The organism is Flammeovirgaceae bacterium SG7u.111 (genome assembly GCA_034044135.1).
GTDB lineage: Bacteria > Bacteroidota > Bacteroidia > Cytophagales > Flammeovirgaceae.
The window spans coordinates 5,914,491-5,939,456 of the sequence record CP139021.1; the positions used below are offsets into that span (position 1 = coordinate 5,914,491).

The following is a 24,966-nucleotide window of genomic DNA, read 5'->3' on the forward strand; positions in this document are numbered from 1 at the left end:
AATTTTAATTTTACAAAGGAAGTATTTCCAATAGTTCAATATCAAAATAAATAACGCTATTCCCAGGAATACTGCCCGAGCCTCTTTCTTTATAAGCAAGTGCGGAAGGTATGTAAAACCTCGTCTTTTCCCCTAGCTTCATCAAACTAACAGCTTCTATCCAACCGTCTATAACCGTCCCCGAAAACACAGGCTCGCCATCCTCGTCATATTCTGATACAATTCTGCCTGTGGTAGCCTGAAATTCAAACGGCTCGTCTCTATAAACTGAGCTATCAAATACATTTCCATAAAGCAGAGAACCCGTATAATGAACTTTTACTATTGCCTCATCTGGCACGGTGCTACCTGCCCCTTCAGTTTCTACTATATAATACATCCCCGACTCCGTACTTTCGTATTCGGTAATATCATTTTCCTCAAAATAGTCCAAAATAACTATGTTATCTCTTACCGCCTGATCTTGCCCTTCTGGCCCTGTATCTTCCTCACAAGAAAAAATAAATGCAGGAAAAATAATTGCCAACAAGGTTACTTTTAAGATTTTATGTATCATTCTAATTGTGTTTTTCTTTGGGAAATCTGTTTGTATAAATGCCAAAAAACAGGCTTTGGTTGCCTTTTTAGTGTTACTTATTAAGCTGCTCTCTATAAAAAGGCAAGAGCTTGTTGAAACGCTCCACCACCTCATCTAAGGTCATATTTTTCACGGCAGCACCCGAAGCATTTTTATGCCCACCTCCGTTGAAATGTGCATTGGCAAATTCGCTTACCGAAAAGTCGCCCACCGAGCGGAAGGACATCGAAATATGCTCGCTTCTGTCGGTAAAAAGGACTGCAAGCTTTATTCCTTGGATAGAAAGGGGGTAGTTTACCAGTCCTTCTGTATCGCCGGTTTTCAGCTGGAAACGAACCAATTCTTCAGCGGTAATAGCTATGTAAGCTGTTTTGTATTCGTGGAGGATCACCAATTTTTCATTGAGCGCATAGCCCAAAAACTTGATGCGGTTTTCTGTATTTACATCAAAAATATTCCGATGGATTTCTTCTTGCTTCAGCCCCCTGTCTAGCAAATCAGCTATAATTGTATGTGTTTTGCCCGAAGTGCTGGAATACTTGAACGAACCCGTATCGGTCATAATTCCAGCATAAATACACTGCGCCATAGGCAAGTCGATTGCATTGCTGTCACCAAACAGGTTGATAAAATCGAAAACAAGCTCGGCTGTAGCCGCCGATTTAGGGTTCCAAAGTTCAAAGTCGGCAAAATCTTCTTTCCCCAAATGATGATCTATCAGTACTTTAGTCGCAGTAGACTTGGCAACTATAGGCCCTAGGTTATCTATACGATCGAGGCTCGAAAAATCGAGGCAAAAAAGAACATCTGATTCGCTAATTAAATTTTCTGCCTTCGTATTGTTCCCTTCATACACCAACACACACTCATTCCCTGGCAACCAATTCAAAAAATCAGGATAGTCAGTAGGCGAAATCACCGTTGCTTCATGCCCCTTTTTATTGAGAAAAGCAGCTAGAGCCAAACTAGCTCCCAACGCATCTGCATCAGGCTTGCGATGAGGGAAAATCACAATCTTTCTAGGCTGGTCTAATAGCTCTTTTAATGCCTCAAAATTATCCATACAATCGTTTTTTGCAGAAGTTTCACAGTCATACCAACATCATTGTAGCTGGCAATATCAGATGCGGGTTTTTCCATCTGACTGTAAATCTAACTACGTGTTTTAGAATCTGCAAAGTTGGAAAGATTTTAACTATTATCCAACCCTAGTTTTTTGCCATAATTGCCACAAAAAGCGAAACATAGCACTCTATTTTCTTTTTCACAACGTGTAAAAAAAATAGCTCCCCTTCTGGGAAGCTATCCAACTTCTATTTTTTCAAACTGCCCAGGCCTATTTATACACGCCCATGTTGGCAAATTTATCAATACGCTTGGAAATACGCTCTTGTGGCGAAAGCTTCAACAGCGCTTTTGTTTCTTTCAAAACAATTTCTTTTACAATATGCGCCATCCCAACCGGATCGGTATGCGCACCGCCCATAGGCTCAGGAATAATCCCATCAATAAGCTTTAGCTCTTTCATGTCTTTTGCCGTAGGCCTTAGCGCCTCAGCTGCCTGCTCTTTAAACTCCCAGCTCCTCCACAATATAGAAGAACAAGACTCAGGAGAAATCACCGAATACCATGTATTCTCAAGCATCATCACCTTATCGCCAATCGCAATACCCAATGCACCGCCCGAAGCACCTTCACCTATAATAATACAGATCACCGGCACTTTCAGCATAAACATTTCCTTCAAGTTTTTGGCAATAGCCTCAGCTTGCCCCCTTTCTTCGGCTTCTAGCCCAGGGAAAGCACCCGGAGTATCAATAAGGCAAACAATTGGCTTGTTAAACTTCTCGGCTATTTTCATGAGGCGAAGCGCCTTCCTATAGCCCGAAGGGTTGGCCATCCCGAAGTTACGGAGCTGACGTTGTTTCGTATTCCTTCCTTTCTGCTGACCAATAATCATGAACGTTTGTCCATCTATACTCGCCAATCCACCCACCATCGCCTTATCATCTTTGATATTCCTATCGCCATGAAGCTCTATAAAATCGTTGCTTATCTGGTAGATATAATCGAGGGCATAAGGGCGTGCCGGATGGCGCGAAAGCTGAACCCTCTGCCAGCGGGTGAGGTTTTGAAAAGTACTGACTTTGAGTTCTTTTATCTTGTCTTCCAATGTCTTAATAGCATCTGATACATCAACATTATTGCTCTCGGCCAAGGCCTTCATGCTGTTTAGCTTTTCCTCCAAATCAACTATCGGCTTTTCGAAGTCTAAATGCATTTCCATGGATTTTCTGTTTTGGCGCTTACAAGCACCGGTTTAGTTTGCGAATATCTTTGCTTCCTTGAATAGCACCACTTACATAGTTGGCATTCCCAACACGCTAGCACCTTGCTATTTAAGGCAATATGAACTCATTATCAAGAAAATAGGCAGCTTTTCTTTAAGCATGCCTGCAAATTCCAGCTATTTCTCGACCTGCAAATGTAAATATAATTTCCAGTTGGCAATGTTGGAATGAGTAAAATTTGATTTCCTAGCCCGAAACCAAGTTTTATGAATAGGGCGCACTTTGTGCCGCAGCCTAAAAAGAGGTGCAGCACAAGCCCCGTCCCGGGCAGCCAAGCCACCCAGCGCACCAGCCACTTCGGTCTTGGCTCGCCCTCTTTCCCCAGTGCGCATGTTGGAGATTAGAAGCTAGAAATTAGAGAATAGAAAAAAAGCAAATGACAATCCGTAAAGATTGCCACAAGCCGAGATTTTTTCATAAATCAAGTGGTTCGCCCCGATGGGGCTTATGTATTTTGTTGATTTTAAGTAAGTGGACAAATGAAAACGTACAATGGAAAGTCCTTTAAAAGAGTAGATCGTCTGTAAGGTTACATTTGCCGAGCCTTATTTTGCTCAGTCCAAAGCCTCGAAGAGGCGACATGTTTATAGCCACATAATATAGCTTAGGGTACAGCCCTGAAGGGGCGAAATAAGTATGTCGCCCCTTCAGGGCTAGTTTATTTTTTTGCCCTTTCTATAAATATACCGTCCCTTCGGGACTTAAGAAACTGATTGTTTTCAGTCATATAAAGTTCCATGCCGAATAGCTGATTTTTTATGGTCAGGTACACAGATCGCCTCTATCGAGGCTAAAAATTTGCATGCTCCATGGGAGCATCCTGTTTGTAGCATCTGCAAAACCTTAACCTGCAAGCCCTATCGGGGCGACCTAGAAGAGCCAAATAATCTAAGTACATGACAAAAAAATCTTAAAAGCGATTTTGATGTCGTTTCTAATTGTATTGATAAAAGCATTGGTAAGGAAATCAAGCCCGTAAGTAAAGAAGCTTACGGCCCTCCTGCCGTGGTTTTTAATTGCTATTTTTTTGACACAATCATTAAGGTAAATGCCTACGCTGTAAGACCAAACAAAAGCAATGGAAATGACTTTTATCAGGGTGTCTAATCTTTCATAATCAGTAATATGGGTATCTTCCAAATTAAAACCAGCCGACTTGAAAGCCCTGAACATAGTTTCTATCTGCCAACGGTTTTTATAGATGTCTAGGCTTAAGTCTTCTTGGTTATAGGAAACCAATATCAGGTAATCAATTTTTCCATTTTGACCAACATATTTAATACCTGAGAAATAGCCCAACGTATCATTGAGATAAACAATTTTAGGGTGAAAATATACTCGGTTTAGCCGTTGAGCCATTAATAACCAATAAGCTTTCACCGTTTTGCCTTCCGCCAAAGTAATATGCATATTATTGCGGACCCTGATAAAATAACGGATTTGATGGCTCGTCAAATACGCCAACCAATCTTGGCCAACAAACTCTCTATCAGCTGTCAAATAGGCAATCTTATCATCTCCAAAGTTGAGCATAAAACGATTGAGTAGGTCTTTTCGCTCTTTTTGAGAGGAATTGCCCCGCTTATTTCCCAATGTGCACCAAAATACGGGCAGGCCTACTCCTTTATAAATTACTGATAAGAACAAAATGTTGATGTTGAGCTGTCCCAGCTTCCAATTTGTCCGGTCCAGGCTTAATTCATATTTACCTTCTATTGGTAAGGTTTTCATTATCAGCTTACAATAAAGGGCTTCTGCAAAGGTGAATTGGCTGAAGAACCGCTGGACTCTACGAAGTTTTGATGATAGAAGAACCCCATTATCATATCCTGTCGCCAATCGTTTGAAATTCACGCTCCTTACTTTCAAAACCGATATGATTAAATAACTCAACAACGTTATTCTGGCTTTATTTCCTCCCAACTCTTGCTGCAAAATCAATTGCAATTCTTTACTTTTATACAGGCTTGTCATCTAGGTTGTTTTTTTGTCTCGCAACTCAAAAATAACCTTTTGATGGCTTGCCTTTTATTTTTGTCATGTACTCAGCCAAATAATAACAAGTGGTAAGCTTGCGCAACATCATTGTGCTATAAAGATAAAACCATAAAAAAAGCCAATGCACCTCATAGGCATTGGCTAGTCTTTCAATTATGTAAAAAACAAGTCTATCCCTTCACCCCTTCGTCGCTCACGCCCGCATCTTCAAAACTCGACATCTCGTTCACAAAATTCACCGCCGACTGCACCAACGGATAAGCCAAAGCAGCTCCCGTACCCTCACCCAAACGGAGCGAAAGATGAAGAATAGCTCTCACATCCATATACTTAAGCATTTTAGCGTGACCGCCTTCATCTGAGTGATGGCAGAAAACGGCAAAATCTTTTACCAACGGGTTAATCTGATAAGCCGTAAGAAATGCCGAAGTAGCTATAAACCCATCTACCAAAATCACCATACCCATCGATGCAGCTTGGAGCATCGCACCGGTCATTTGAGCAATTTCAAACCCTCCAACTTTTGCCAAAGTATCAACAGGGTTGCTAGGGTTAATTTCATTCACTTCAAAAGCCTTTTTAAGAGCGTTGATTTTTCTTTGTAAACCTGCATCGTCCACCCCTGTGCCTCGCCCTACGCTTTCTTCTGGAGATATCCCAACAAAGGCGCTCAACAAGGCACTTGCGGCTGTCGTATTTCCTATTCCCATCTCTCCAAACCCGATGATATTACATCCTTCTCCGGCTATATTTTCTACTACTTCCGCCCCTTTATCTATCGCCTCTTCGCACTGCGCTTGGCTCATGGAAGGCCCTTGCATAAAGGAAGCAGTCCCTTGGGCTATTTTGGTGTCTATCAGCAAATCATTTTTCTCAAAATCAAACTTCACACCTGCGTCTACTACTTTCATTTCGATGCCATGTTGACGACAAAAAACATTGATAGCAGCTCCTCCAGCCAAAAAATTCATCACCATCTGAAAGGTAACTTCTTGGGGGAAAAGACTCACGCCTTCGGCAGCTACACCATGATCGGCGGCAAATACCACCATATTAGGCTTTTTAAGCTCAGGGCTTAACGTGTTTTGAACCAAACATACTTTCTTGGCTAAGGTTTCCAATTCGCCTAAAGCGCCCAAGGGCTTGGTTTTGAAGTCTATCTTGTGTTGGATTTTTGGTAGAAGAGCTTGATCAGGTTTGTTTATCAAAAATTCTCTCATCGTGAAAATGGGTTTTAAATAAGTTGAAAAAATTGAGCTGCAAAATTGGCCTTGAAGAGAGTCAAAAGCAAGGCTGGCAAGCCATTTATTTTAAGTACCGAATTATTGGCAATAAATGTGCAAAGGATTCCTTAGATTAGACTAACCAATTAACTATTTGAATGAACCCAATAACTTTACGTCTTCTTATAAAAGCTGCGGCTGTTACTATCTATTTACTCACTTTCCAACTCGCCCCTTCGGCAGGACAAAACTTCGACTTTGAAGCTTTTGTAAGGGCTGATAATGATGTATTAGTACATGTGAATCTCGACCGCTACTATACAAACGGGTTGGAAATTGGGTTTAGAAAAAGGCTCGAACACCCTAATTTTCTGGCGAACGGGGCATTGCTGCACCAATCTGAAGGCATCTTGCTCAACCTGTCTGTAGCACAGCAGATGTACACCACGCGCTTTAAAAGCTTCAAAAACCCTGAAAACATGGACAGACCCTACGCAGGCTGGCTGTTTGCCAACTTGGGTCTGGGCTACTATTTCAAACAAGCTATCATCCAAGCAAACCTCGATGTAGGGATAGTGGGTCCAAGTTCTTTGAGCTACGAAACCCAATATTATGTCCATGAATTTTTGGGAGTGCGGCAGCCCCAAGGCTGGGACTCTCAAATAGCCAATCATCTCTCGGCCAATCTGGCGCTCAGCTACAGGCACGAGACACGCCTAGTCGATAATTTTTCACTTGGGTTTGGAGCAAAAGGAAGCGGAGGAATCACGCAAAGCAACGTAGAAGGCGCACTTTTCTTCAGGTGGGGCAAATTCCACAACCTTGGCAACTCTATGTGGAAAGGCGGTGTATTGAATAATCCAAAAAGACCTTATGCTTACGGAAAAGAGTTTTTTATAGCAGGTGAATTGCTGCCAACATATGTAGTATACAACTCGCTTATAGAGGGAGGAATGTTTGAAAACGAAAGCCCACTGACCGCCACTATTTCCCCATTTATGCTACAAAGCACGCTTTCATTCAACTACTCAGGCAGGCGAACTTCTCTACAATTTGTTTATCATTTACTCAGCAAAGAGCTTGAAGAAGCCTTTGTCGGGTTTCATGCTTTTGGCAGAATTCAGGTAGGATATAGGTTTTAAAAGCACTGTAAATTAAGGTTTCGTAACTTATGATTTCTCATTCTGTTATTTTTCCCAACCTAGCTGAAAGTTACAGGTTGCGTGTTTCTAATTACTGGTTATTAGGCATGGTATCCTTTATTTTATTTGAACGAGAAAAATCAGATGACAAGACCATGAAAACAATGTTTATTCGCTGAATAATGAATAAAATCAGCAACCCGAAACCAGCAACCGTCAACTAAGAACTGAAGGCAAAAATACCTGCCATAATTTAGTTTTCAGTATTCTTAACCAACATTTCTATACCCCATATTTTCTAGCTCCACCAAAGTAAAAGCGTTTCTTATTTTCAATAATCTCAGCAAAATTTGCTTCGCCTTTCAGTACTTTTTTACCAAGCTCGTTGAGCTGCAAAATCTCGCCTTCTTTTGCCAGAAGTGGGGCAAGCAAATCCAAATACCAGAAGTACTGCAAATCACCAAACCCGAAGTAATTTTCCTTCCTGAGCATGCTGCCAACCACTTTTCTTTCAGTACCCAACCCCTCTTCTATCAGTTGTAGCATGTCGGTTTCCAATTGGTTTAGCCCAGTAGCCTTGTCAGGAAAACGGGTAAAATGGGCTTGGAGCGCAGGAGCGAGGTACTTAAAAACAGCATGCTCTTCCTCTGAAAACGGACGGAGCTGCTCATGGTCAGAAGCACACCAGGCCTCCCACACCTTCGCCGCAAAGGCAACATTCTCGCTGGAAAGCTGAGTTCTACTAGCAAAAAGTTCGGGATAATACCCAAAAGCAAGCTCCCCCAAGCCAAGCAGCTTAGTTGAACTTGGGTGCTCCCCCAAGCAAATGAGGGAAATGGGAATATCTACATTCAGCGCTTGGCAAGTTGCAAGTGCAGCAAGCATATTTATTTGGCAAAAAAGGTCGTATTCGAACCAAAGCACGAGTTCATCGAACTTTTGCCAACCCGTTAGTTTATCAAATTCCCCTATGGTTTTTTTTGCATATTCTTGAGCAGGCGTCTCCAGTTGGACCTCAAAAAAATCTTTCCTTTCCGCCCAAAAGGTTATTTCTCCAGGAGTCGCAGTAGCTTTCCCTTCGCAAAGCATTTCCCGCCAAACCATCAGTTCTCCGGGAGTCGCACTTTTTTTGATAGGCTCTACGATAGCATCGCCATTGAGGATGTGGAGTTTCATTTTTTTTCTTTTCTGTTTAATACAAATCATTCAATCGTTCAAAATCTGCTCCTGTAAATTCGGTAAGTGAGCGAAGTTGCAAGTCGGCTATGGAAAAACGAGGATCATCAAAATGGGCATGATCAGGTACTACCACGGTTTTTAGCCTACCCGATTTGGCGGCAAGCAAACCTGTGAAGGAGTCTTCAAATGCCAAGGCTTCAGAAGGCTTCACCCCCAGCTTTACTGCCGTACTTATATACACTGCAGGGTGGGGTTTTCCATACTCTTCATTTTCCGCAGTGGAAACGACTTCGAAATAAGGGCGGATTCCCATTTGCTGAGTCATTGCCTCAATCAGCATTAGTGGAGAAGATGAAGCCAAACCTATCCGCAAGCCTTTTTCTTTAAAAAAATGAAGAATCTTCTCTGCCCCGGGCATCAGCTTGCCTTCCCGTTGAATAATGCCTAAAAACTCTTTTACAATAACCCCTTCCATTTCTTTAGGCTCCATTCCCTCCCATGAGTGTTTTTTGAACACATAAGCTACCGACTCATCGGTACGCATACCGAATGTTCCTTCTATAATTTCATCGGTAACTTTTACCCCAACTTTGGCAAACGAAATAGTTGCAGCTTCGCTCCAATGAGGCTCCGAATCGATCAGAAGACCATCCATGTCAAATATTACAGCTTTTAGCATATACTTAAGGTTGATGTAGGATCATTCTATTTCCTCATCGCTATCTGCCAAAACTGGCAGCGGCTGCTCGGTAATGACCCTCGCTTTTCGCTTTACCACTTCCTGCACAGGCACTTTTTCAATTTTGCAGTCGAGCCAAGATACGATGTCGAAATAAATAAATGCCCGCTTTTCGTAGCGACTATTCTCAAGTGGAAGTAGTTGCGATCGCAGATTTTTAAAACGTAAGATCAATTCTTCTTCCGTCATATCTTTGGTCAGGTTTTTCATAAAACCCAATATGTATTTTTGGAAGTTATGAAGGTCATCTTTTTTCAACAAAAAACGGTATGTTGCCCGAATATAATAGTCAATCACATCGGTATTACCAAGCTCGTAGTGGCTTATGAGCATCACGATGCGGGCAAAGCAGTGAACATCTTCCCTCAAATCAATTTCTTGGGTATTTATCACCTTGTTCAACCAAAAAATCACTTCGTGGTAATTGCTATTACCAAAGTACAAACAGGCGATTTTGTAGTACATAATTAGCTGGGAATGCTTATCGAGCCGGCTTACATATTTCTCCAAATTGTTGGTAATACGGCTAATCCGCTCCACACCAACATCAAAGTCCCCCAACATAAAGTATCGGTTGAACTCATGTACATAAATGTATTTGTAGAGCCTTACCAAAATATTTTCGTTCAAATCTAGCCCTGGTATTTTCCTAACCGATTTTAGCTTTTTGTTGGTTTCCACAAAATCATGATAGAAAAAAAGCTTGTATTGGGCAATCATCAAGTTATTGATCCCCTTAATGTACATCTCCAAATTCGTAACCGTAAACTCCCCCGACTCTTCAATCATTTCCACCCATTTTTTTGCATAGAAATGTCCTTGTTTAAAATCTTGGATAAAGAAACAGTACCCAACTTGCAAATCGTACAAATGAAGTTTTTCCCTGAAAGAAAGCTCCTCTTCCTTAAAATCCGGGAGATTTTCTCTAAAAAAAAGCTTTATCTGGCGGTAACTCTCCTCGTCCCTAATAAAGCCCACCCGCAGATAAATAGAGTTAAGCTTTGCTGATAAGTTGGTGAATTTATTGATAATATTAATGCGGTTATTCACTTCCTGTACCTCGCTCACAATTGTATTTACCCGCTCTTGATTTCCCCTTTTGAAAGTATGTCCCATTACCGATTTCTCCCACTTGTAAATATCAAGTAACAATTCTAACGCTTCAATTTTTTGTGCTTTCCGCTTCGCTTTTCGGAGCACTTCGGCACATTGGTCGTAGAGGCAACGGTTATACAAAATCACTGCGCTGTCCAATAATTCCCGAATCTCAATTTCAGGATTTTGAGAAGAATAATACATCCGCAGACTTTGTAGAATCTTAGAATAAAGATGTGCCTTTAGGTTGGGAAGTTGGCTACTTTTAAAAGAAGGCTCTTGGTTTTTAATCCAAGCATCATCTGCCTGGCTGTTCTTTTCTATAAGGTCAAAAAGCCGAACAAATTTCTTTTGCCCACCAGCACCCTCCTTGGCCATTAGCAACTTAAAATACCTTTTCTCACTCTTCTTTAGTGATTTAATCAGGCGCTGGAGCTTATCAATTTTCACTTTAGACATCGTATTTAAAATTGTATAATCAAGCTGGATTTTGATTTTTAACAGCAATTTTAACAAAATGAGTTCAATTTAGAAATCGTATTAGATTTTAAATTTTGTTTTGCTAATGAATATACTTCCTCCTACTTTAGAACCCACTATTGCAAAGGGGAATACTTCAGCCAACAAGTACCCTTACGATATCACACTTATTCAAATAGGATTTTTAACAATGAGCGAAAAAGTTGACATTTTTGACACCACCCTTAGAGATGGGGAGCAAGTACCGGGCTGCCGGTTAGATTCACAACAAAAATTGATGATCGCCGAAGAGCTGGAATCTCTGGGCGTAGATATTATAGAAGCTGGTTTCCCGATTTCTAGTCCTGGTGATTTCAAATCTGTAAACGACATAGCAAAACTGGTTAAAAACGCTACGGTATGTGGGCTTACCCGCGCCGTTGAGAATGATATTTTAACTGCTGTAGAAGCACTCAAGCCTGCCAAAAGACCTCGTATCCATACAGGGTTAGGCACTTCGGATCAGCATGTATTCACCAAGCTCCGTATTAGCAAAGAAGAGGTGATAGAGCGTGGGCTTTTCGCCGTGAAACTTGCAAAAAAATACGTGGAAGATGTAGAGTTCTATGCCGAAGATGCCGGAAGAACAGACAATGAGTATTTGGCAAAGGTGGTTGAGGCGATGATTGGCGCTGGTGCCACGGTCGTAAATATTCCCGATACCACGGGTTATTGCATACCAGAAGAATACGGACAGAAAATCCGTTTCTTAAAAGAGAACGTAAAAAACATCCATAAAGCAACCATTTCTACGCACTGCCACAACGATTTGGGCATGGCTACCGCCAATTCCATTACGGGTGTGCAAAATGGTGCGCGCCAAGTAGAATGTACCATAAACGGCATAGGCGAGCGAGCAGGCAACACTTCTCTAGAGGAGGTGGTAATGACTTTGAACAAGCATAAATGGTTGGATTTCCATACCGATATAAATACTACCCAAATCTACCCCATCAGCCGATTGATATCGGATACAATGGGTATGTTGGTTCAGCCCAACAAGGCAATTGTGGGAAGCAATGCTTTTGCCCACTCATCGGGTATCCACCAAGATGGGTTTATCAAGAACAGGGACAACTATGAAATTATAGACCCTAGGGAAGTTGGAGTGGCTGAGTCTTCCATAGTGCTTACCGCCAGAAGCGGAAGAGCTGCTTTGCATTACCGCATCAAGGAATTGGGCGTGGAGCTTAGCAGAGAAGAGCTGAATGTGGCATATACTGCCTTCTTGGAAATGGCAGACCAAAAGCAAGAAATTCAAAAAGATGATTTGATAAAATTGCTCGATACAAAGCTGACTATAAAAGTAGCTTGGGCCTAAAAAAGGATTAATAATGCAACTATAAATAACTTGAGATTAGACAAATGATGTTTAGCAACTATTTATTTGGCTCCTTAACATCTCAGTTATAACCAGAAAGCATGGCGAAGCGCAGAAATGCAGTTTTGCCATGTCTTTCTTTTTTATAGGGTTTTCAAAGAAGTTCTCTAAACTAAAAAACCAGCCTTGCACGAGGCAAAAGCTGGTTTTAGATATTTTCAATAAAACTTTATGTTACTTTCTGCTGTAATTAGGAGCTTCCCTTGTAATAGAAATATCGTGAGGATGGCTTTCGGCAAATCCGGCAGCAGTGATTTTTGTAAACTTGGCTTCTTGTAGCTCAGTGATGTTTTGAGAACCACAATATCCCATTCCAGCCCTAAGACCTCCAATTATTTGGTAAATCACTTCACCTACAAAACCTTTGTAAGGAACTCTACCAGAAATACCTTCAGGAACTAGCTTTTTGATATCGTCTTCCACATCTTGGAAATAACGGTCTTTCGAACCGTGCTCCATCGCCTCTACCGAACCCATTCCTCGGTAAGACTTGAACTTACGCCCTTCATAAATGATCACTTCGCCAGGAGCTTCTTCCGTTCCTGCAAGTAAAGAACCAATCATGATACTGCTTGCTCCGCCCGCTATGGCTTTCACCACATCGCCAGAGAATCGGATACCACCATCGGCAATGAACGGAACGCCTGTGCCTTTCAATGCTTCGGCTACTTCAAATACGGCCGAAAGTTGAGGAACACCTACACCGGCAATTACCCTTGTAGTACAAATACTCCCTGGGCCTACGCCTACTTTCACTCCATCTGCCCCGGCATCTACCAATGCTTTTGCCGCAGCTCCTGTAGCCACATTCCCTACTATTACCTGAAGATCTGGAAACTCAGCTTTTACCCTTTTCAAGGCCTCAAGAACTCCTAAAGAGTGTCCGTGGGCTGTATCTATACACACCACATCTGCCCCTGCATTTTTCAATGCACTTATCCTTTCCATGGCATCTGCAGTAACACCTACAGCAGCTCCCACTCTCAGGCGACCAAACTGATCTTTACAGGCATAAGGCCTATCCCTGTTTTTGAGAATATCTTTGTAGGTAATTAGTCCTGCAAGTTTATAATTGCCATCTACTATAGGCAGTTTTTCAATTTTGTATTCTTGCAAAATCTCTTCTGCACTTTCGAGACTTACACCTTCAGGAGCGGTGATCAAGCCTTCTTTGGTCATGATCTCGCTAACTTTCTTCCCAAGATCTTTCTGGAAACGCAAATCGCGGTTGGTCAAAATCCCTATAAGGGTGCGCTGGCTGTCTATTACCGGAATCCCACCTATTTTGTAGTCTTTCATGATCCGGTTGGCATCTGCCAAGGTCTCATCTGGACTAAGCGTGATAGGATCGAGGATCATCCCACTTTGCGAACGTTTTACTTTTCTCACTTGGTCAGCCTGCTTCTGGATGCTCATGTTTTTATGAATGAAACCTATCCCTCCTTCCAGTGCCATAGCAATAGCCAATTGGGCTTCGGTCACTGTATCCATAGCAGCAGCTATAAGAGGAATATTAAGCTTGATTTCACGAGTAAGAAAAGTGCTGGTATCTGTTTCGCGCGGGAGAACTTCCGAGTAATTCGGGATTAACAAGACATCGTCATAGGTGAGTGCCTCGTATAAAACTTTGGATGAATTTGATGGCATAGCAAATAAAATTTACCTTAGATTATTTGCCGGGCAAAATTAGGGATATTCCGGATTATAACACAACTATTTTGAATAGTATTTTTAGATAAACGTTTTTTTTGATCAAAACTACGCTTAGTAAGCTCTGGATGTTTATTCTTTGGTATTAAAAAGAAGACAGAATAGCTTCCAAACATTTTTGGATTCACACTGTTAAGCATAATCTGACTGAGAAGGTTTCAAATTAACTGAAGACATAAACAGTCAAATGTTATAATTTTTTAAAATTCTAAATAAGAGCGAGTAAAACTCGGTTTTTTAGTTATTTTTGAAATAACAAGGAAAAAATAGGAGAGTGTTTTTGAAGGGAATTTTCCGCCAAAGCTTGTCTTTGATACCAAAATTACATTCTGAGTTTTATAATTAACCATAAACTGAACATCGATCGGGGAAACCCGGACAAATAAATTTAGTATGTTCATTAAGTATTTGAAATACCTATACTTCACAATTGTTTGCCTCTGTGCATCACTAACCACAAATGCCCAACAAAACCTGAGTAGCGGCTTTCTCTATGGAAAAGTCACCCTCAATAATGGTGAGCATTATGAGGGTCAACTGCGTTGGGAAAATGAGCAGGCAATGTGGGGCGATCTTTTCAATGCTATCAAACTTGAACCTCCCTACCACGATGCCATCGACCTTGAAAAAGTCAGAAGCCAACAAAATAATGATTCCGAATCTGGTTTCGATATGGGCTTCATGAAGCTCTGGGAAGACCGAGCCCCTCAAATAAAATACTACTTCAAATGCCAATTTGGCGCTTTGCTCCGCATCCGTTCCATTGACAGCGAAAGGGCCGAAGTATTGCTAAAAGACCGCAGCGCTATCCAATGTAAGAACTTCAAAGGTGATTTAAATAAAGGGATTTCCATCTTCGACCGAAGTGTTGGGCTTTTGGAGTTCGACTGGGAAACAATCAAACAAATTGATTTTATAAGCACTCCCTCCAATGTGCGCAGCTCAATAGGCAAACCACTTTATGGCAAAGTCTTGACCAACAATGGTAGCTTTGAAGGCTTCATCACTTGGGATATGGAAGAGCGCACAGAAGACGACCTGATAGATGGATACATGCAAGGAGGCACAAAAGTGACCTTGCTGATGAAAGATATTCAAAAAATACAATCGGAGCGAGATGGCTCTATGATCACGCTAAAATCTGGAAGGAAAGTCTTTTTGGGTAGGCACGACGATGTAGGCAAAGGCAACCACGGAATAGTGATAAGAACCAAGGAGATGGGAAATATAAAAGTAGCATGGAATAGTTTTATTTCCGTCAAGTTTTTCGAAGCTCCTCACGCTGCCCCTTCCTACGACGAATTCCCTCTGCCTACAGCCATCCGAGGGCAAGTCACATCTACCGAAGGAAAGTCCTACGAAGGGAGGCTACTTTTTGACCTAGACGAATCAATAGATGCTGAGGTGCTTGACGGGGAAAACGATGATTTCTCTTATTTCATCCCTTTCAATCTTATTGCTTCTTTGATACCAGAAAATTATAACTATACGCTTGTAGAGCTCAAAAATGGCACTGAACTGCTGCTAGGCAAGCGAGATGATGTGACTTATAAAAACCTTGGAATACTTATATGGGAAGCGAACAAACAACCCGTTTATATCCCATTCAAAAATGTACGACAGGTTTTATTCAAATAGCGAAGTACAGGTTTCAAGTTGCAAACTGGAAACCTGTACTTCCACCTAGAATGATTGATAAACACAGAAGAATACATTGGCGAAAATCCTAAAAAAAATATTATTTCCGCTGCTTTACCTTATTGGGCTGCTTGTATACTACTTTGAGTTTTGGCCCGACGAGGAAACTGCTTCGGCTATCTTTTACATTGCCGCTTTTTGGCTGGCATGTGTCATTTTTTTGCTTTGGATAGGAAATTATCTTATTTATTCCCTACTCAACAGGGCTCTACCTTGGACAAAAAAAACACTCGCTAGGTTTTATGTCCAGCTTGCCTTGAGCGGAATTTACTCGCTCTCTTGCGTAAACCTTACGTATTACCTCTTCAAAACAAACTTTACCGAGCTCCCCCCCGATTCTTATCAGCTTACATTACTCAATATCTATGGCATTATTTTTACCCTACCCGTCATTTCAATCCAGTTTGGGATTTTCTTTATGAACAAATGGAAAAAGGTGGCAGTAGAGAAAGAATCGCTCGAAAAAGAACGGATAACCACGGAACTTCTAGCACTCAAAAGCCATATCGATCCCCATTTTTTGTTCAACAACCTCAACATCCTTTCTTCGCTCATAGAGCCTGACAACGACCCGGCCCTTGCCTTTCTCGATAAGTTTTCGGAAGTATATCGGTATGTGCTCAAGAGCAAGGACAGTGAGTTTGTGACGCTCGATAACGAACTTGGGTTCATTGAAGCCTATTTTTTTATATTGGAAAAGAGGTTTGAAGGACAAATGAAAATCAACTATAAGGTAGACGATAAGTACAAAATGAGGCAAATACCGCCACTTGCTCTCCAAATGCTCATTGAGAATGCATTGAAACACAATAAATATTCTTACAAAAGACCACTGACCATCGATATATTCACCAGCGAAGATGGAGAGCTGCTCACGGTAAGGAACAACTTCCAGCCCAAAGAGCAAATTGGGTCCCAAAAACATGGCGGTTCGGGCTTGAATAACATTCGCAAACGGTATGAGCTTGTGTCCAATGAAGAAATTGAAGTGGAAAAAACGGAAACCCATTTTAGGGTAAGCATCCCTCTCATAAAGCTTGTAGAAGCCTAAAATCCGACCTGTTTCCTGAGCTAAATTTGAAGTGTATGAATATAGTGATTATTGAAGATGAAGCCTTAGCTGCCAATAAACTAGAGCAAATGGCCATGAAGTACGACCCCAACACGGTCGTATTAGAAAAAATCAGTTCGGTGGAAGACGCCGTAGAATGGTTCAAAGAAAACGATCTGCCCGACTTGGCTTTTCTAGATATACAGCTATCCGACGGCACATCTTTCGATATATTGAGAGAGGTAGAAATTGATTGCCCCGTGATTTTCACCACTGCTTACGACGAATACGCCCTCCAAGCTTTCGACCTCCACAGCATTGCCTACTTGCTCAAACCTGTGACCTTCGAAAAACTTTCTACCGCTATCGATAAATTGAAAAAAATGCTAGGAAGCTCCGAAGAAATTAAACCTTCGGAAGCTATAGATAAGCTATTGGGCGCATTGAACCAAGAGAAAAAAAGCTATAAAAGCAGGTTTTTGGTCAAATCGGGAAATACTATTCTTTCAGTGGGCACTGAAAAAATAGCCTACTTCTTTTCCGAAGACAAGGTGGCTTTTTTGGTTACCCACGAAGGAAAAAAATATGCCCTCAACCAGTCCCTCGATCAGCTGGAGCAAATGCTCGATCCCTATTATTTCTTCAGGGTGAACCGGCAAATAATAGTACGGGTAGAAGCTGTGAAAGCCATCCATCCGTATTTCAAAGGCAGGTTGCTCTTGGACTTACAGCCCGATGTAAGCTTTGAAGTAGTGGTGAGTAGCTCCAAAGCGCCTGAGTTAAAGGATTGGCTCGACCAATAGCATATACTCCAAAATAGTTTTCATGCTTACTTCTTCTCAATTTTCTTAATAGGAAACCATTTGCCGTATGTAGCACATCTCCACAACCATTCGATAGGACCAAAGTGGAAAAACTTGAACCAAACGACGCTAAATATGAGCTGGATAACCAGAATAACAACCGCTCCATAATAGATTTCTTCCAAACTTAGCAAGCCAAAATACCCCCATCCAATGATTGGGTAAAACACGAGAATCCCTAAGAATGTGTGCCCCAAATACGAGGTCATAGACATCCTACCGTAGTCTTTGAGCCAAGTGAAACCGATGAATTTTGGAAATGAATCGACCAATTTGGAAAGGATGCTGACATAAGCCAGAGCTAGAGAAAGTTGCCCAATCTCATGAAGAAGCTTATCAAAAATATCAACCCAGCTTTTGGAAAAAGAAGAAACACTTCCTGTAAGGAACATGGTGATGCTGGTAAAGCCTATGCCCAAAGAAAGGAACAAAATGATAGATTTCCACTTTTTTGCATGGACTGTGAAAAAGTCTGCTGAGAAAAGCAAATAGCCCAAAAAGAACAGCCCAAGAACTTTGAACGGGCGACCAGAAGGGATGAAATCGTACCAACGCCAAATAACGTTATGAAAATTTGTTTTGAACACGGTAACCAAATCCGTGCTTTGGAAGCCTAAGACAATTTCCTCGGGCGAAGCATCCGGATACACTTTGAGGGCGGTTTTCTCTAGCACGGGCAGGTCAGCAGCAAACGTGTACATATAAATCACATCCAAAATGATGGGAAAGAAGTACAAGCCTAGCCCCACCCAAATTGCTTTTTTTACATCAACATTTCGGAGTGCGAGCAAAATCATCCCCATTAGTGCATAAAGCATCAGGATATCGCCAGACCAAACCAGGGCATGGAGCAGCCCGATGATCATAAGAAGGAAAAGCCGCTTGAGGTACAATGGGGGAAACTTAGGATTATCTTTGTTTCGGGAAATCTGGATACAAAAACCTACACCAAATAGCAGAGAGAAAATGGTGTAAAACTTGGTATCTACAAAGAATTTGAGATACTGATAAAGCGTTCGATCCACATCAAAACTTCCCATATCTACAATGCTATCGTAGGGTAAAAACTTGATACCACTCCAGCTCAAGATGTTGGCAAATAAAATCCCAACAAGGGCGAACCCTCGCAGGATATCTAAAAAAACAATTCGATCTTTGGCTTTGGTTGGTTGTTTTACTTGGGGCTTTGTAGTTTCTGGCATAATAAAAAAATTAGAGATGGAGTGTTAGACTACCTATCTTTACACAAGGAAGTTGATGAGATAAATCCTAACACAATAGTATGATTTTTCATCTCGATTTCTAAAAAATACCTGAGTTATCGCTATACTTCCACATATTTTTCTGAAACACCCAAATCACTGACCAATCGTGACTGAAAACGCACTTCAAAGCCCATCCAAGCAACGGACAATTTTTTATGCTATTTGGCTTCTCATTTCCCTCATGCAGGCTGGCTTCACCGAGCTTTTCCACGACGAGGCGTACTATTGGCTGTATTCGACCGAAATGGCTTGGGGCTATTTTGACCACCCGCCTATGGTAGCATTTTTAATAAAACTAGGGTATTCTATTTTTGGAAATGAGCTGGGGGCAAGGTTGCTTATCGTCTTACTCAATACGCTAGCGATTTTCCTATTGGAAGAACTTATAAAGCCCGAAAAACCACTCTATTTCTATTTGGTGGTAGCCTCAGTGGCGGTGTTCCACGCAGGCTTTTTGGCCACGCCTGATGCTCCTTTGCTTTTTTTCTCGGCAAGTTTTTTCTGGGTATACAAACGCTTTCTTGATAAACCTTCTTCCCTTACTATTTTACTTTTGGGGCTAAATATGTCCCTGCTTTTACTCAGCAAATATCATGGAGTTTTAGTTATTGGCTTCACAGTACTTTCCAACCTCAAACTCCTTAAAAATGGCAAGTTTTGGTTAGCAGCGCTCATTGGAATAATAGGTTTTGCACCGCACCTCTGGTGGCAATACGAAAACGGCTTTCCCACATTTATGTACCACTTATTTGAGCGCTCGGGCGATAAATACCGCTTTAGCTTTACGTCGGAATATTTACTAGGGCAGCTCTTTGTTCCTGGACCTATTATCGGTTTTTTACTGCTTTACCTAGGCTTCAAGTTCAAGCCTCAAAATAGTTTCGACAAAGCATTAAAATTCAACCTTTACGGAATTTACCTCTTCTTTTTGTTTATGAGTTTCAAAGGAAGAGTTGAGGCACATTGGACATTTGTAGCGGCTTTACCCTTGGTTTATACAAGTTTCAAAAATCCAGCTTCGGCAAAAGCATTTTCCAAAAGCTTGAAAATAATTGTGCCTATTTCTTTGGTACTGTTGCTAACAGCAAGGGCCTTTCTTATGTACAACTTCCTCCCTCAGGGAAAAGTAGAAACCGAGTTCCATGGCTGGGACGAGTGGGCAAAAGACCTTCAAAAAGAAGTAAATGGCTTACCTGTTGCCTTTATGAATTCCTACCAAAATGCCTCCAAATACACTTTTTATACTGGGGAGAAAGCCATTTCTCTCAATAATCCTTACGGCAGGCGCAACCAGTTTGGACTTTGGGACTGGGAAAAAGAAATGCAAGGAGAAGAAGTGATTTTGGTGGCCAATTACGATGCAAAAGGCTACGATTCCCTTCAGACCGATATTAAATTAGTGTTGTATAAAAACATAGAGAACTTCCGCACCTTCTCATACATAAAAATGCCTGTAGAGCAACGAGATTATGAAGTGAAGCGAGGAGAACCTTTCAAAGTAAGGTTTAAATTTGATATTTCAGATTGTCCTAATATTGACCTCGAAAACAACCCTAAATTCAAGCCTGTGGTATATTTTCACTTGCTGGATGGAAAAAGGATGGCACAACAAGGGGTAACGCCCATCAAACCTACTAATGAAATGGTACGAAGCGGGGAAACATTTGAGATCGAATTGGTCATTAATGAAAAGCTCACCGAAGATCGGTATTTCCTGATCCTTGGTATCCGACCAGGTGGGATACCCGCAGCCATCAGCTCTCCTACCATGAAAGTAAAGGTGTTGGAGTAAACAAAAAGGATTTATTTCACAGCAAAAATGACTGGCAGGAAGAATACATCCCAAATCGTGATATTTCCACTCAGAAACTTATTTTTGCAGAAAATGAAATGAATAAAAAATGAAAAAGAAAGTACTTTTTATAGATAGAGATGGGACGATCATTGTAGAACCCCCTGTCGATTTTCAGGTTGATTCTTTGGAGAAGCTCGCTTTTGTGCCAGGGGTGATTACTTGGTTGAGAAAAATAGCTCTAGAAACAGATTTTGAGCTCGTAATGGTAACCAACCAAGACGGCTTAGGTACAGATTCGTTCCCCGAAGATACGTTCTGGCCTCCGCAAAACAAGATGATGGAAACCCTAGAAGGTGAGGGAATTGTATTTGACGAAGTATTGATAGACCGAACTTTTGAACATGAAAACGCGCCAACTCGCAAGCCCCGCACTGGGTTGCTTACCAAGTACATGGACGGTAGCTACGATTTGGAAAACTCGTTTGTGATAGGCGATAGGCTTACTGATATTGAGCTTGCCAAAAACCTTGGGGCACAAGGGATTTACATAGCAGAAGAGGCTTCGGAAGAGGCAGTGCTTAGCACTACTAGCTGGAAGAAGATTTACGAATTTTTGAAGCTGCCAGCTCGCCGTGCTACGGTGGTGAGGAACACGAGCGAGACCAAGATAAACATAGAGCTGAACCTAGATGGAGAAGGAAAGTTTGACCTAAAAACAGGACTAGGCTTTTTTGACCATATGCTGGAGCAAATCACGAGGCACTCGGGCTGCGATCTCAAAATCCATGTGGATGGCGACTTGCACATTGACGAGCACCACACCATTGAAGATACGGCACTTGCTCTTGGCGAGGCATTTTACCAAGCCCTTGGCGATAAGAAAGGCATTTTCCGCTACGGCTGCTTCCAGTTGCCCATGGATGAATCTTTGGCGCAGGTAGCCCTCGATTTTTCTGGGAGGAACTGGTTGGTATGGCAAGCGGATTTCAAAAGAGAAAAAGTGGGGCAAATGCCTACGGAAATGTTCTACCATTTCTTCAAGTCATTTTCCGACACTTCTCGCTCAAACCTCAATATAAAAGTAGAGGGCGACAACGATCACCACAAAATAGAAGCGATTTTCAAAGCATTTGCCAAATCCATTAAAATAGCGATAAAGCGCGACCCTGAAAACATGGTGATCCCGAGTACGAAGGGGGTTTTGTAGAATTGTTAGAATAAATAAGTTTCGGATGATTTGTACCGAGAAACCTATTTCACTTTGGCTAAAAGTTACAAGTTGCTGACGATTCACCGCTACGATTCTTATTACTAGTTTTTTATTATTAGAAAGTGAAAAACCAGAAACCAGTAACTCGTAACCAGCAACCTTCAGCAAAGACTATAAAGTGAGTAAATAACTACTTTAATTAAGTCTGTAAACTTAATTTACAATGTATTCAACTATGAAAAAACTAATTTTCATAACGCTTTTAACTTTTGCCTTTGCAGGGCTTTTTGCCCAACAGAGCAATCCTAAAAAGCGACGAAGCGAGGTAGGTTTATCCACCTTCAAAAAAGGCGAATTCTATGCAAAAGTGACTTACGGCCGCCCTCAGATGAAGTGGGAAAAATCGTACCCATTTGGCTATAATGTGCCTTGGCGCAAGATTTGGCGCACGGGCGACGACGACGCTACCGAGCTGACCATCACCAAGCCAGTAGAGATTTTGGGGCATCAAGTTGATCCGGGAACTTATGCTATTTTCACCATCCCCGATACTGCCCAGTGGACGGTCATTCTCAACGATGAGCCTGGGCAATGGGGACTGTACAACTACAAACCCCAAAAGGATTTATTTAGGGAAAAAATACCAGTGTACCATCCGCCTGGGCAAGTACGTCAGTTTACTATTTCCATTGTAGAATCGAAGCGTGGTGCTGATATTTTTTTGGTGTGGGACCAAACTTCTGTAAGCATTCCTATGGTTTTTCTGAAAGAAGAATGGTAGATTCCCATATTATTACTGGAAAGTCAAAATTAAAACTGAAACTCAAAACTTAAAATAAAACCCATGGCATCTAACCTTAAAAAGAAGCTTATTAAGATTGGCGTTGGTGTATTGGCACTTATTATCGTGTTTTTTGTAATTGTGTATAGCATCAGCGTAAGCGAAGGCATTCGCTCGGGAACAGTAATGAAAGTGAGTAAAAAAGGGATTGTTTTCAAAACTTGGGAAGGACAACTCAATACTGGAAGCATCGCTCAAACTGGTGCTGCAGGTACAGGGGTTTGGGAGTTTTCCATACCTAAAGACAGAGAAGATATTTTCAATGAACTGGTAGAAGTTTCTTTGAGCGGCGAGCGTGTGAAGCTTGTTTATAAAGAAAAATATGCCAAATTTTCGTGGCAAGGCGATACCAAGTATTTTGTGATAGATGTGGAGAAAATAGGGGAAGGAAAATAACTTTCCCATCAAAAACTCCATTTCTTGGGGAAATTTCTTGATCTGTGGTCAGCTGTTCTCAGCCATCAGGTGAGGAAGTTTCCCTTTTTTATTTTTATTCTATCTCCTAAAAAGCACAAAAACCTTCCCGCCTCTCCCCTTTCAGGTTTGAATAGCATTCACCATCTTTGTGACAATTCTGAACCATTTATTCGCATTTCAACCACCATGACGAACAAAATCTTTTCCTCCCTCCTCTTTTTATTGCTCTGCTGCTTTTCTCAACTGGCTGCCCAATCTGTGGTGTTACCCAAGCCTACTGACAAAGAGCAATACATCCAGCTTCGGAACATGCTAAAAGCCACGGACAGCGCACGGGCTTTTGATGCCGACGTAATACTCAGCCCGACCGAGCAGCGGGTAAACCAAAAATTGGTGGCGCTGCGGAAGGAAATGATTGCAGGCTACAAAGCGCAGCATTTTACCCCACCAGCAAGATATTTTTACCAGTCGCAGGAATACATGCTCAACACGAAGCTTTTCGGGCTGTTGGAAAAAATGCCCAAGGGCGGAATCATGCACGTACATTCTTCGGCTATGGGCGATTTCCACTGGATAGTGGACAAAGCCGCAACGCAAGACGATTGCTATGTCTTTTGGGAAGAAAACAATGAAAAGTATGTGAAAGGGCAACTCCAGTTTTTTAAGAAAAAAGATGTACCAAAAGGTTTTGAGTCGGTGAAAAAGCTGGCGAAAAAACACAAAGGCTTTAAAGAAGAATTGTACGATCTCCTGACGTTTGATGAAAGAATAGACGGCGATTCGGTAGATATTTGGTTGGAATTTGAACATAGTTTCCAGCGAATTTCTGGGTTTACCCGCTACCAGCCTATGTTCAAAGCTTACCACACCGATGCCCTTAAAATTATGGCGGCAGACGGTGCGCAACATGTAGAGGTACGGGAAATCCCCATTGGCGGCTTGTACGATCTCAATCATGAAAAAGGGGCATATTACACCTCGGACACAATCATCCGCTACTGGAAGGATATGGAGATGGAGGTGCAAAAGGAATATCCCGATTTTAGCTTGCAAATAGTCTATTGCTTTTTGCGGTTTATGAACAACGAACAAGTACTTTATGATTTGGAAAATGCCTACCGCTTGCGTAAGCAATACCCTGATTTCATAGCAGCCTATGACCTAGTGGCCGAAGAAGATGCGGGGCATTCGACCTTCCATTTTTTAGATACTTGGATGAAAATTGATTCCCTCAACAAGGTTTACGGAACAGATATGCCGCTCTGCCTCCACGATGGTGAGAGCGATTGGGAGTCGGTGGACAACCTCTACGATGCCTTCTTGCTCCGCAGCCACCGCATTGGGCATGGTTTCAACTTGTTCAAGTTTTCCGTGTTGCAAGACTTGGCTAGGCAAAACGATGTAAGTATAGAAATAAGCCCGCTCAGCAACCAAATTTTGGGCTACGTTCGCGACCTTCGCATCCACCCTGCCACCTACTACATGTCCCAAGGCATCCAGATTTCTCTCAGCCCTGACGACCCCGCCATTTTCGGCTACCGAGGTATCACTCCCGATTATTGGGCAGCCTTCATCGCTTGGGAGCTGGACTTGAAATCCCTAAAGAAAATAGCTCGAAATGCGTTGACTTATAGCAACTTGCCTACTGATAAAAAGCAAGCGCAGCTAGAAGTATTTGAGCAAAAATGGCAGGAATGGGTAGTGTTTTTGGATGGAGAGTTATAGGTGATTTGATTTGTTGACTACCACTAATGAAGTTGAAAAATAGCCCCCATATTCCGTCATTCCAGCCTTGAGCTGGAATCCCCTACCTACTTTCATCAATGCCAACTCTTTTGAACAATAGGATGGAGATTCCTGCCTACGCAGGAATGACAACAATGGGGGGCATTCCATTTTTTCATTTCGAATA

The 24,966-nt window shown here is 41.8% G+C and carries 21 protein-coding genes; 10 read left to right on the forward strand and 11 right to left on the reverse strand.

Annotation, left to right across the window (positions count from 1 at the left end; translation table 11 throughout):
• Nucleotides 1–10 precede the first annotated feature (10 nt).
• The 6 genes from R9C00_22970 to cobT form a co-directional block, all read right to left on the reverse strand.
• The gene (locus R9C00_22970; protein WPO34568.1) at nucleotides 11–556 is read right to left on the reverse strand and encodes an FKBP-type peptidyl-prolyl cis-trans isomerase; all 546 of its coding nucleotides are present in this window, start codon (nucleotides 554–556) and stop codon (nucleotides 11–13) included.
• Between the two features lie 73 nt (nucleotides 557–629).
• Nucleotides 630–1,640, reverse strand: a complete 1,011-nt coding sequence (locus R9C00_22975) for a DHH family phosphoesterase (GenBank protein WPO34569.1) — start codon at nucleotides 1,638–1,640, stop codon at nucleotides 630–632.
• 273 nt (nucleotides 1,641–1,913) lie between these two features.
• Nucleotides 1,914–2,858 (reverse strand): acetyl-CoA carboxylase carboxyltransferase subunit alpha, encoded by a 945-nt coding sequence (locus tag R9C00_22980; GenBank protein WPO38788.1) that lies wholly within the window; start codon nucleotides 2,856–2,858, stop codon nucleotides 1,914–1,916.
• A gap of 186 nt (nucleotides 2,859–3,044) precedes the next feature.
• Entirely contained in the window at nucleotides 3,045–3,260 is a 216-nt protein-coding gene (locus R9C00_22985; GenBank protein ID WPO34570.1) for a hypothetical protein, read from the reverse strand.
• A gap of 556 nt (nucleotides 3,261–3,816) precedes the next feature.
• Nucleotides 3,817–4,902, reverse strand: coding sequence for an IS4 family transposase (locus R9C00_22990; protein ID WPO34571.1), 1,086 nt, complete (start codon nucleotides 4,900–4,902; stop codon nucleotides 3,817–3,819).
• A gap of 194 nt (nucleotides 4,903–5,096) precedes the next feature.
• Nucleotides 5,097–6,146: a nicotinate-nucleotide--dimethylbenzimidazole phosphoribosyltransferase gene (gene cobT, locus R9C00_22995; protein WPO34572.1), complete on the reverse strand. Its 1,050-nt coding sequence runs from the start codon at nucleotides 6,144–6,146 to the stop codon at nucleotides 5,097–5,099.
• Nucleotides 6,147–6,307: 161 nt separating this feature from the next.
• Here cobT and R9C00_23000 point away from each other — a divergent pair, with 161 nt between their 5' ends.
• Entirely contained in the window at nucleotides 6,308–7,291 is a 984-nt protein-coding gene (locus tag R9C00_23000; protein ID WPO34573.1) for a lipid A deacylase LpxR family protein, read from the forward strand.
• 282 nt (nucleotides 7,292–7,573) lie between these two features.
• On the opposite strand, the gene R9C00_23005 is transcribed toward R9C00_23000, so the two are convergent.
• The 3 genes from R9C00_23005 to R9C00_23015 are packed head-to-tail and all read right to left on the reverse strand — an operon-like array spanning nucleotide 7,574 to nucleotide 10,763.
• Entirely contained in the window at nucleotides 7,574–8,467 is an 894-nt protein-coding gene (locus R9C00_23005; GenBank protein WPO34574.1) for a hypothetical protein, read from the reverse strand.
• Between the two features lie 16 nt (nucleotides 8,468–8,483).
• Entirely contained in the window at nucleotides 8,484–9,149 is a 666-nt protein-coding gene (gene hxpB, locus R9C00_23010; protein WPO34575.1) for a hexitol phosphatase HxpB, read from the reverse strand.
• A 21-nt stretch (nucleotides 9,150–9,170) separates the two neighbouring features.
• Nucleotides 9,171–10,763 carry a hypothetical protein gene (locus tag R9C00_23015; GenBank protein WPO34576.1) on the reverse strand — a complete coding sequence of 531 codons (1,593 nt, stop codon included), beginning with the start codon at nucleotides 10,761–10,763 and terminating at the stop codon, nucleotides 9,171–9,173.
• 106 nt (nucleotides 10,764–10,869) lie between these two features.
• Between R9C00_23015 and R9C00_23020 the strand changes: the two genes are divergently transcribed.
• The gene (locus R9C00_23020; protein ID WPO34577.1) at nucleotides 10,870–12,144 is read left to right on the forward strand and encodes a 2-isopropylmalate synthase; all 1,275 of its coding nucleotides are present in this window, start codon (nucleotides 10,870–10,872) and stop codon (nucleotides 12,142–12,144) included.
• 234 nt (nucleotides 12,145–12,378) lie between these two features.
• Here R9C00_23020 and guaB read toward each other — a convergent pair whose 3' ends face one another.
• Nucleotides 12,379–13,851 (reverse strand): IMP dehydrogenase, encoded by a 1,473-nt coding sequence (gene guaB / locus R9C00_23025; protein ID WPO34578.1) that lies wholly within the window; start codon nucleotides 13,849–13,851, stop codon nucleotides 12,379–12,381.
• Between the two features lie 456 nt (nucleotides 13,852–14,307).
• Here guaB and R9C00_23030 point away from each other — a divergent pair, with 456 nt between their 5' ends.
• From R9C00_23030 to R9C00_23040, 3 genes are all read left to right on the forward strand, one after another.
• Nucleotides 14,308–15,552 carry a hypothetical protein gene (locus tag R9C00_23030; protein WPO34579.1) on the forward strand — a complete coding sequence of 415 codons (1,245 nt, stop codon included), beginning with the start codon at nucleotides 14,308–14,310 and terminating at the stop codon, nucleotides 15,550–15,552.
• A 76-nt stretch (nucleotides 15,553–15,628) separates the two neighbouring features.
• A complete protein-coding gene (locus R9C00_23035; protein ID WPO34580.1) occupies nucleotides 15,629–16,663 on the forward strand; it encodes a histidine kinase in 1,035 nt (344 codons plus the stop codon).
• A gap of 35 nt (nucleotides 16,664–16,698) precedes the next feature.
• Nucleotides 16,699–17,466 carry a LytTR family DNA-binding domain-containing protein gene (locus tag R9C00_23040; protein ID WPO34581.1) on the forward strand — a complete coding sequence of 256 codons (768 nt, stop codon included), beginning with the start codon at nucleotides 16,699–16,701 and terminating at the stop codon, nucleotides 17,464–17,466.
• Nucleotides 17,467–17,492: 26 nt separating this feature from the next.
• On the opposite strand, the gene R9C00_23045 is transcribed toward R9C00_23040, so the two are convergent.
• Nucleotides 17,493–18,728: a DUF418 domain-containing protein gene (locus R9C00_23045; protein ID WPO34582.1), complete on the reverse strand. Its 1,236-nt coding sequence runs from the start codon at nucleotides 18,726–18,728 to the stop codon at nucleotides 17,493–17,495.
• A gap of 169 nt (nucleotides 18,729–18,897) precedes the next feature.
• On the opposite strand from R9C00_23045, the gene R9C00_23050 reads away from it, so the two are divergent.
• The 5 genes from R9C00_23050 to R9C00_23070 all read left to right on the forward strand — a co-directional run bounded on the left by R9C00_23050 (nucleotide 18,898) and on the right by R9C00_23070 (nucleotide 24,779).
• Complete coding sequence (locus tag R9C00_23050) at nucleotides 18,898–20,583, forward strand: glycosyltransferase family 39 protein (GenBank protein WPO34583.1); 1,686 nt, start codon at nucleotides 18,898–18,900, stop codon at nucleotides 20,581–20,583.
• 109 nt (nucleotides 20,584–20,692) lie between these two features.
• Nucleotides 20,693–21,793, forward strand: a complete 1,101-nt coding sequence (gene hisB, locus R9C00_23055) for a bifunctional histidinol-phosphatase/imidazoleglycerol-phosphate dehydratase HisB (GenBank protein WPO34584.1) — start codon at nucleotides 20,693–20,695, stop codon at nucleotides 21,791–21,793.
• A 238-nt stretch (nucleotides 21,794–22,031) separates the two neighbouring features.
• Entirely contained in the window at nucleotides 22,032–22,577 is a 546-nt protein-coding gene (locus tag R9C00_23060; protein WPO34585.1) for a DUF2911 domain-containing protein, read from the forward strand.
• 63 nt (nucleotides 22,578–22,640) lie between these two features.
• Nucleotides 22,641–23,033, forward strand: coding sequence for a hypothetical protein (locus R9C00_23065; protein ID WPO34586.1), 393 nt, complete (start codon nucleotides 22,641–22,643; stop codon nucleotides 23,031–23,033).
• Nucleotides 23,034–23,240: 207 nt separating this feature from the next.
• Complete coding sequence (locus R9C00_23070) at nucleotides 23,241–24,779, forward strand: hypothetical protein (protein WPO34587.1); 1,539 nt, start codon at nucleotides 23,241–23,243, stop codon at nucleotides 24,777–24,779.
• The last annotated feature ends 187 nt before the right edge of the window (nucleotides 24,780–24,966 follow it).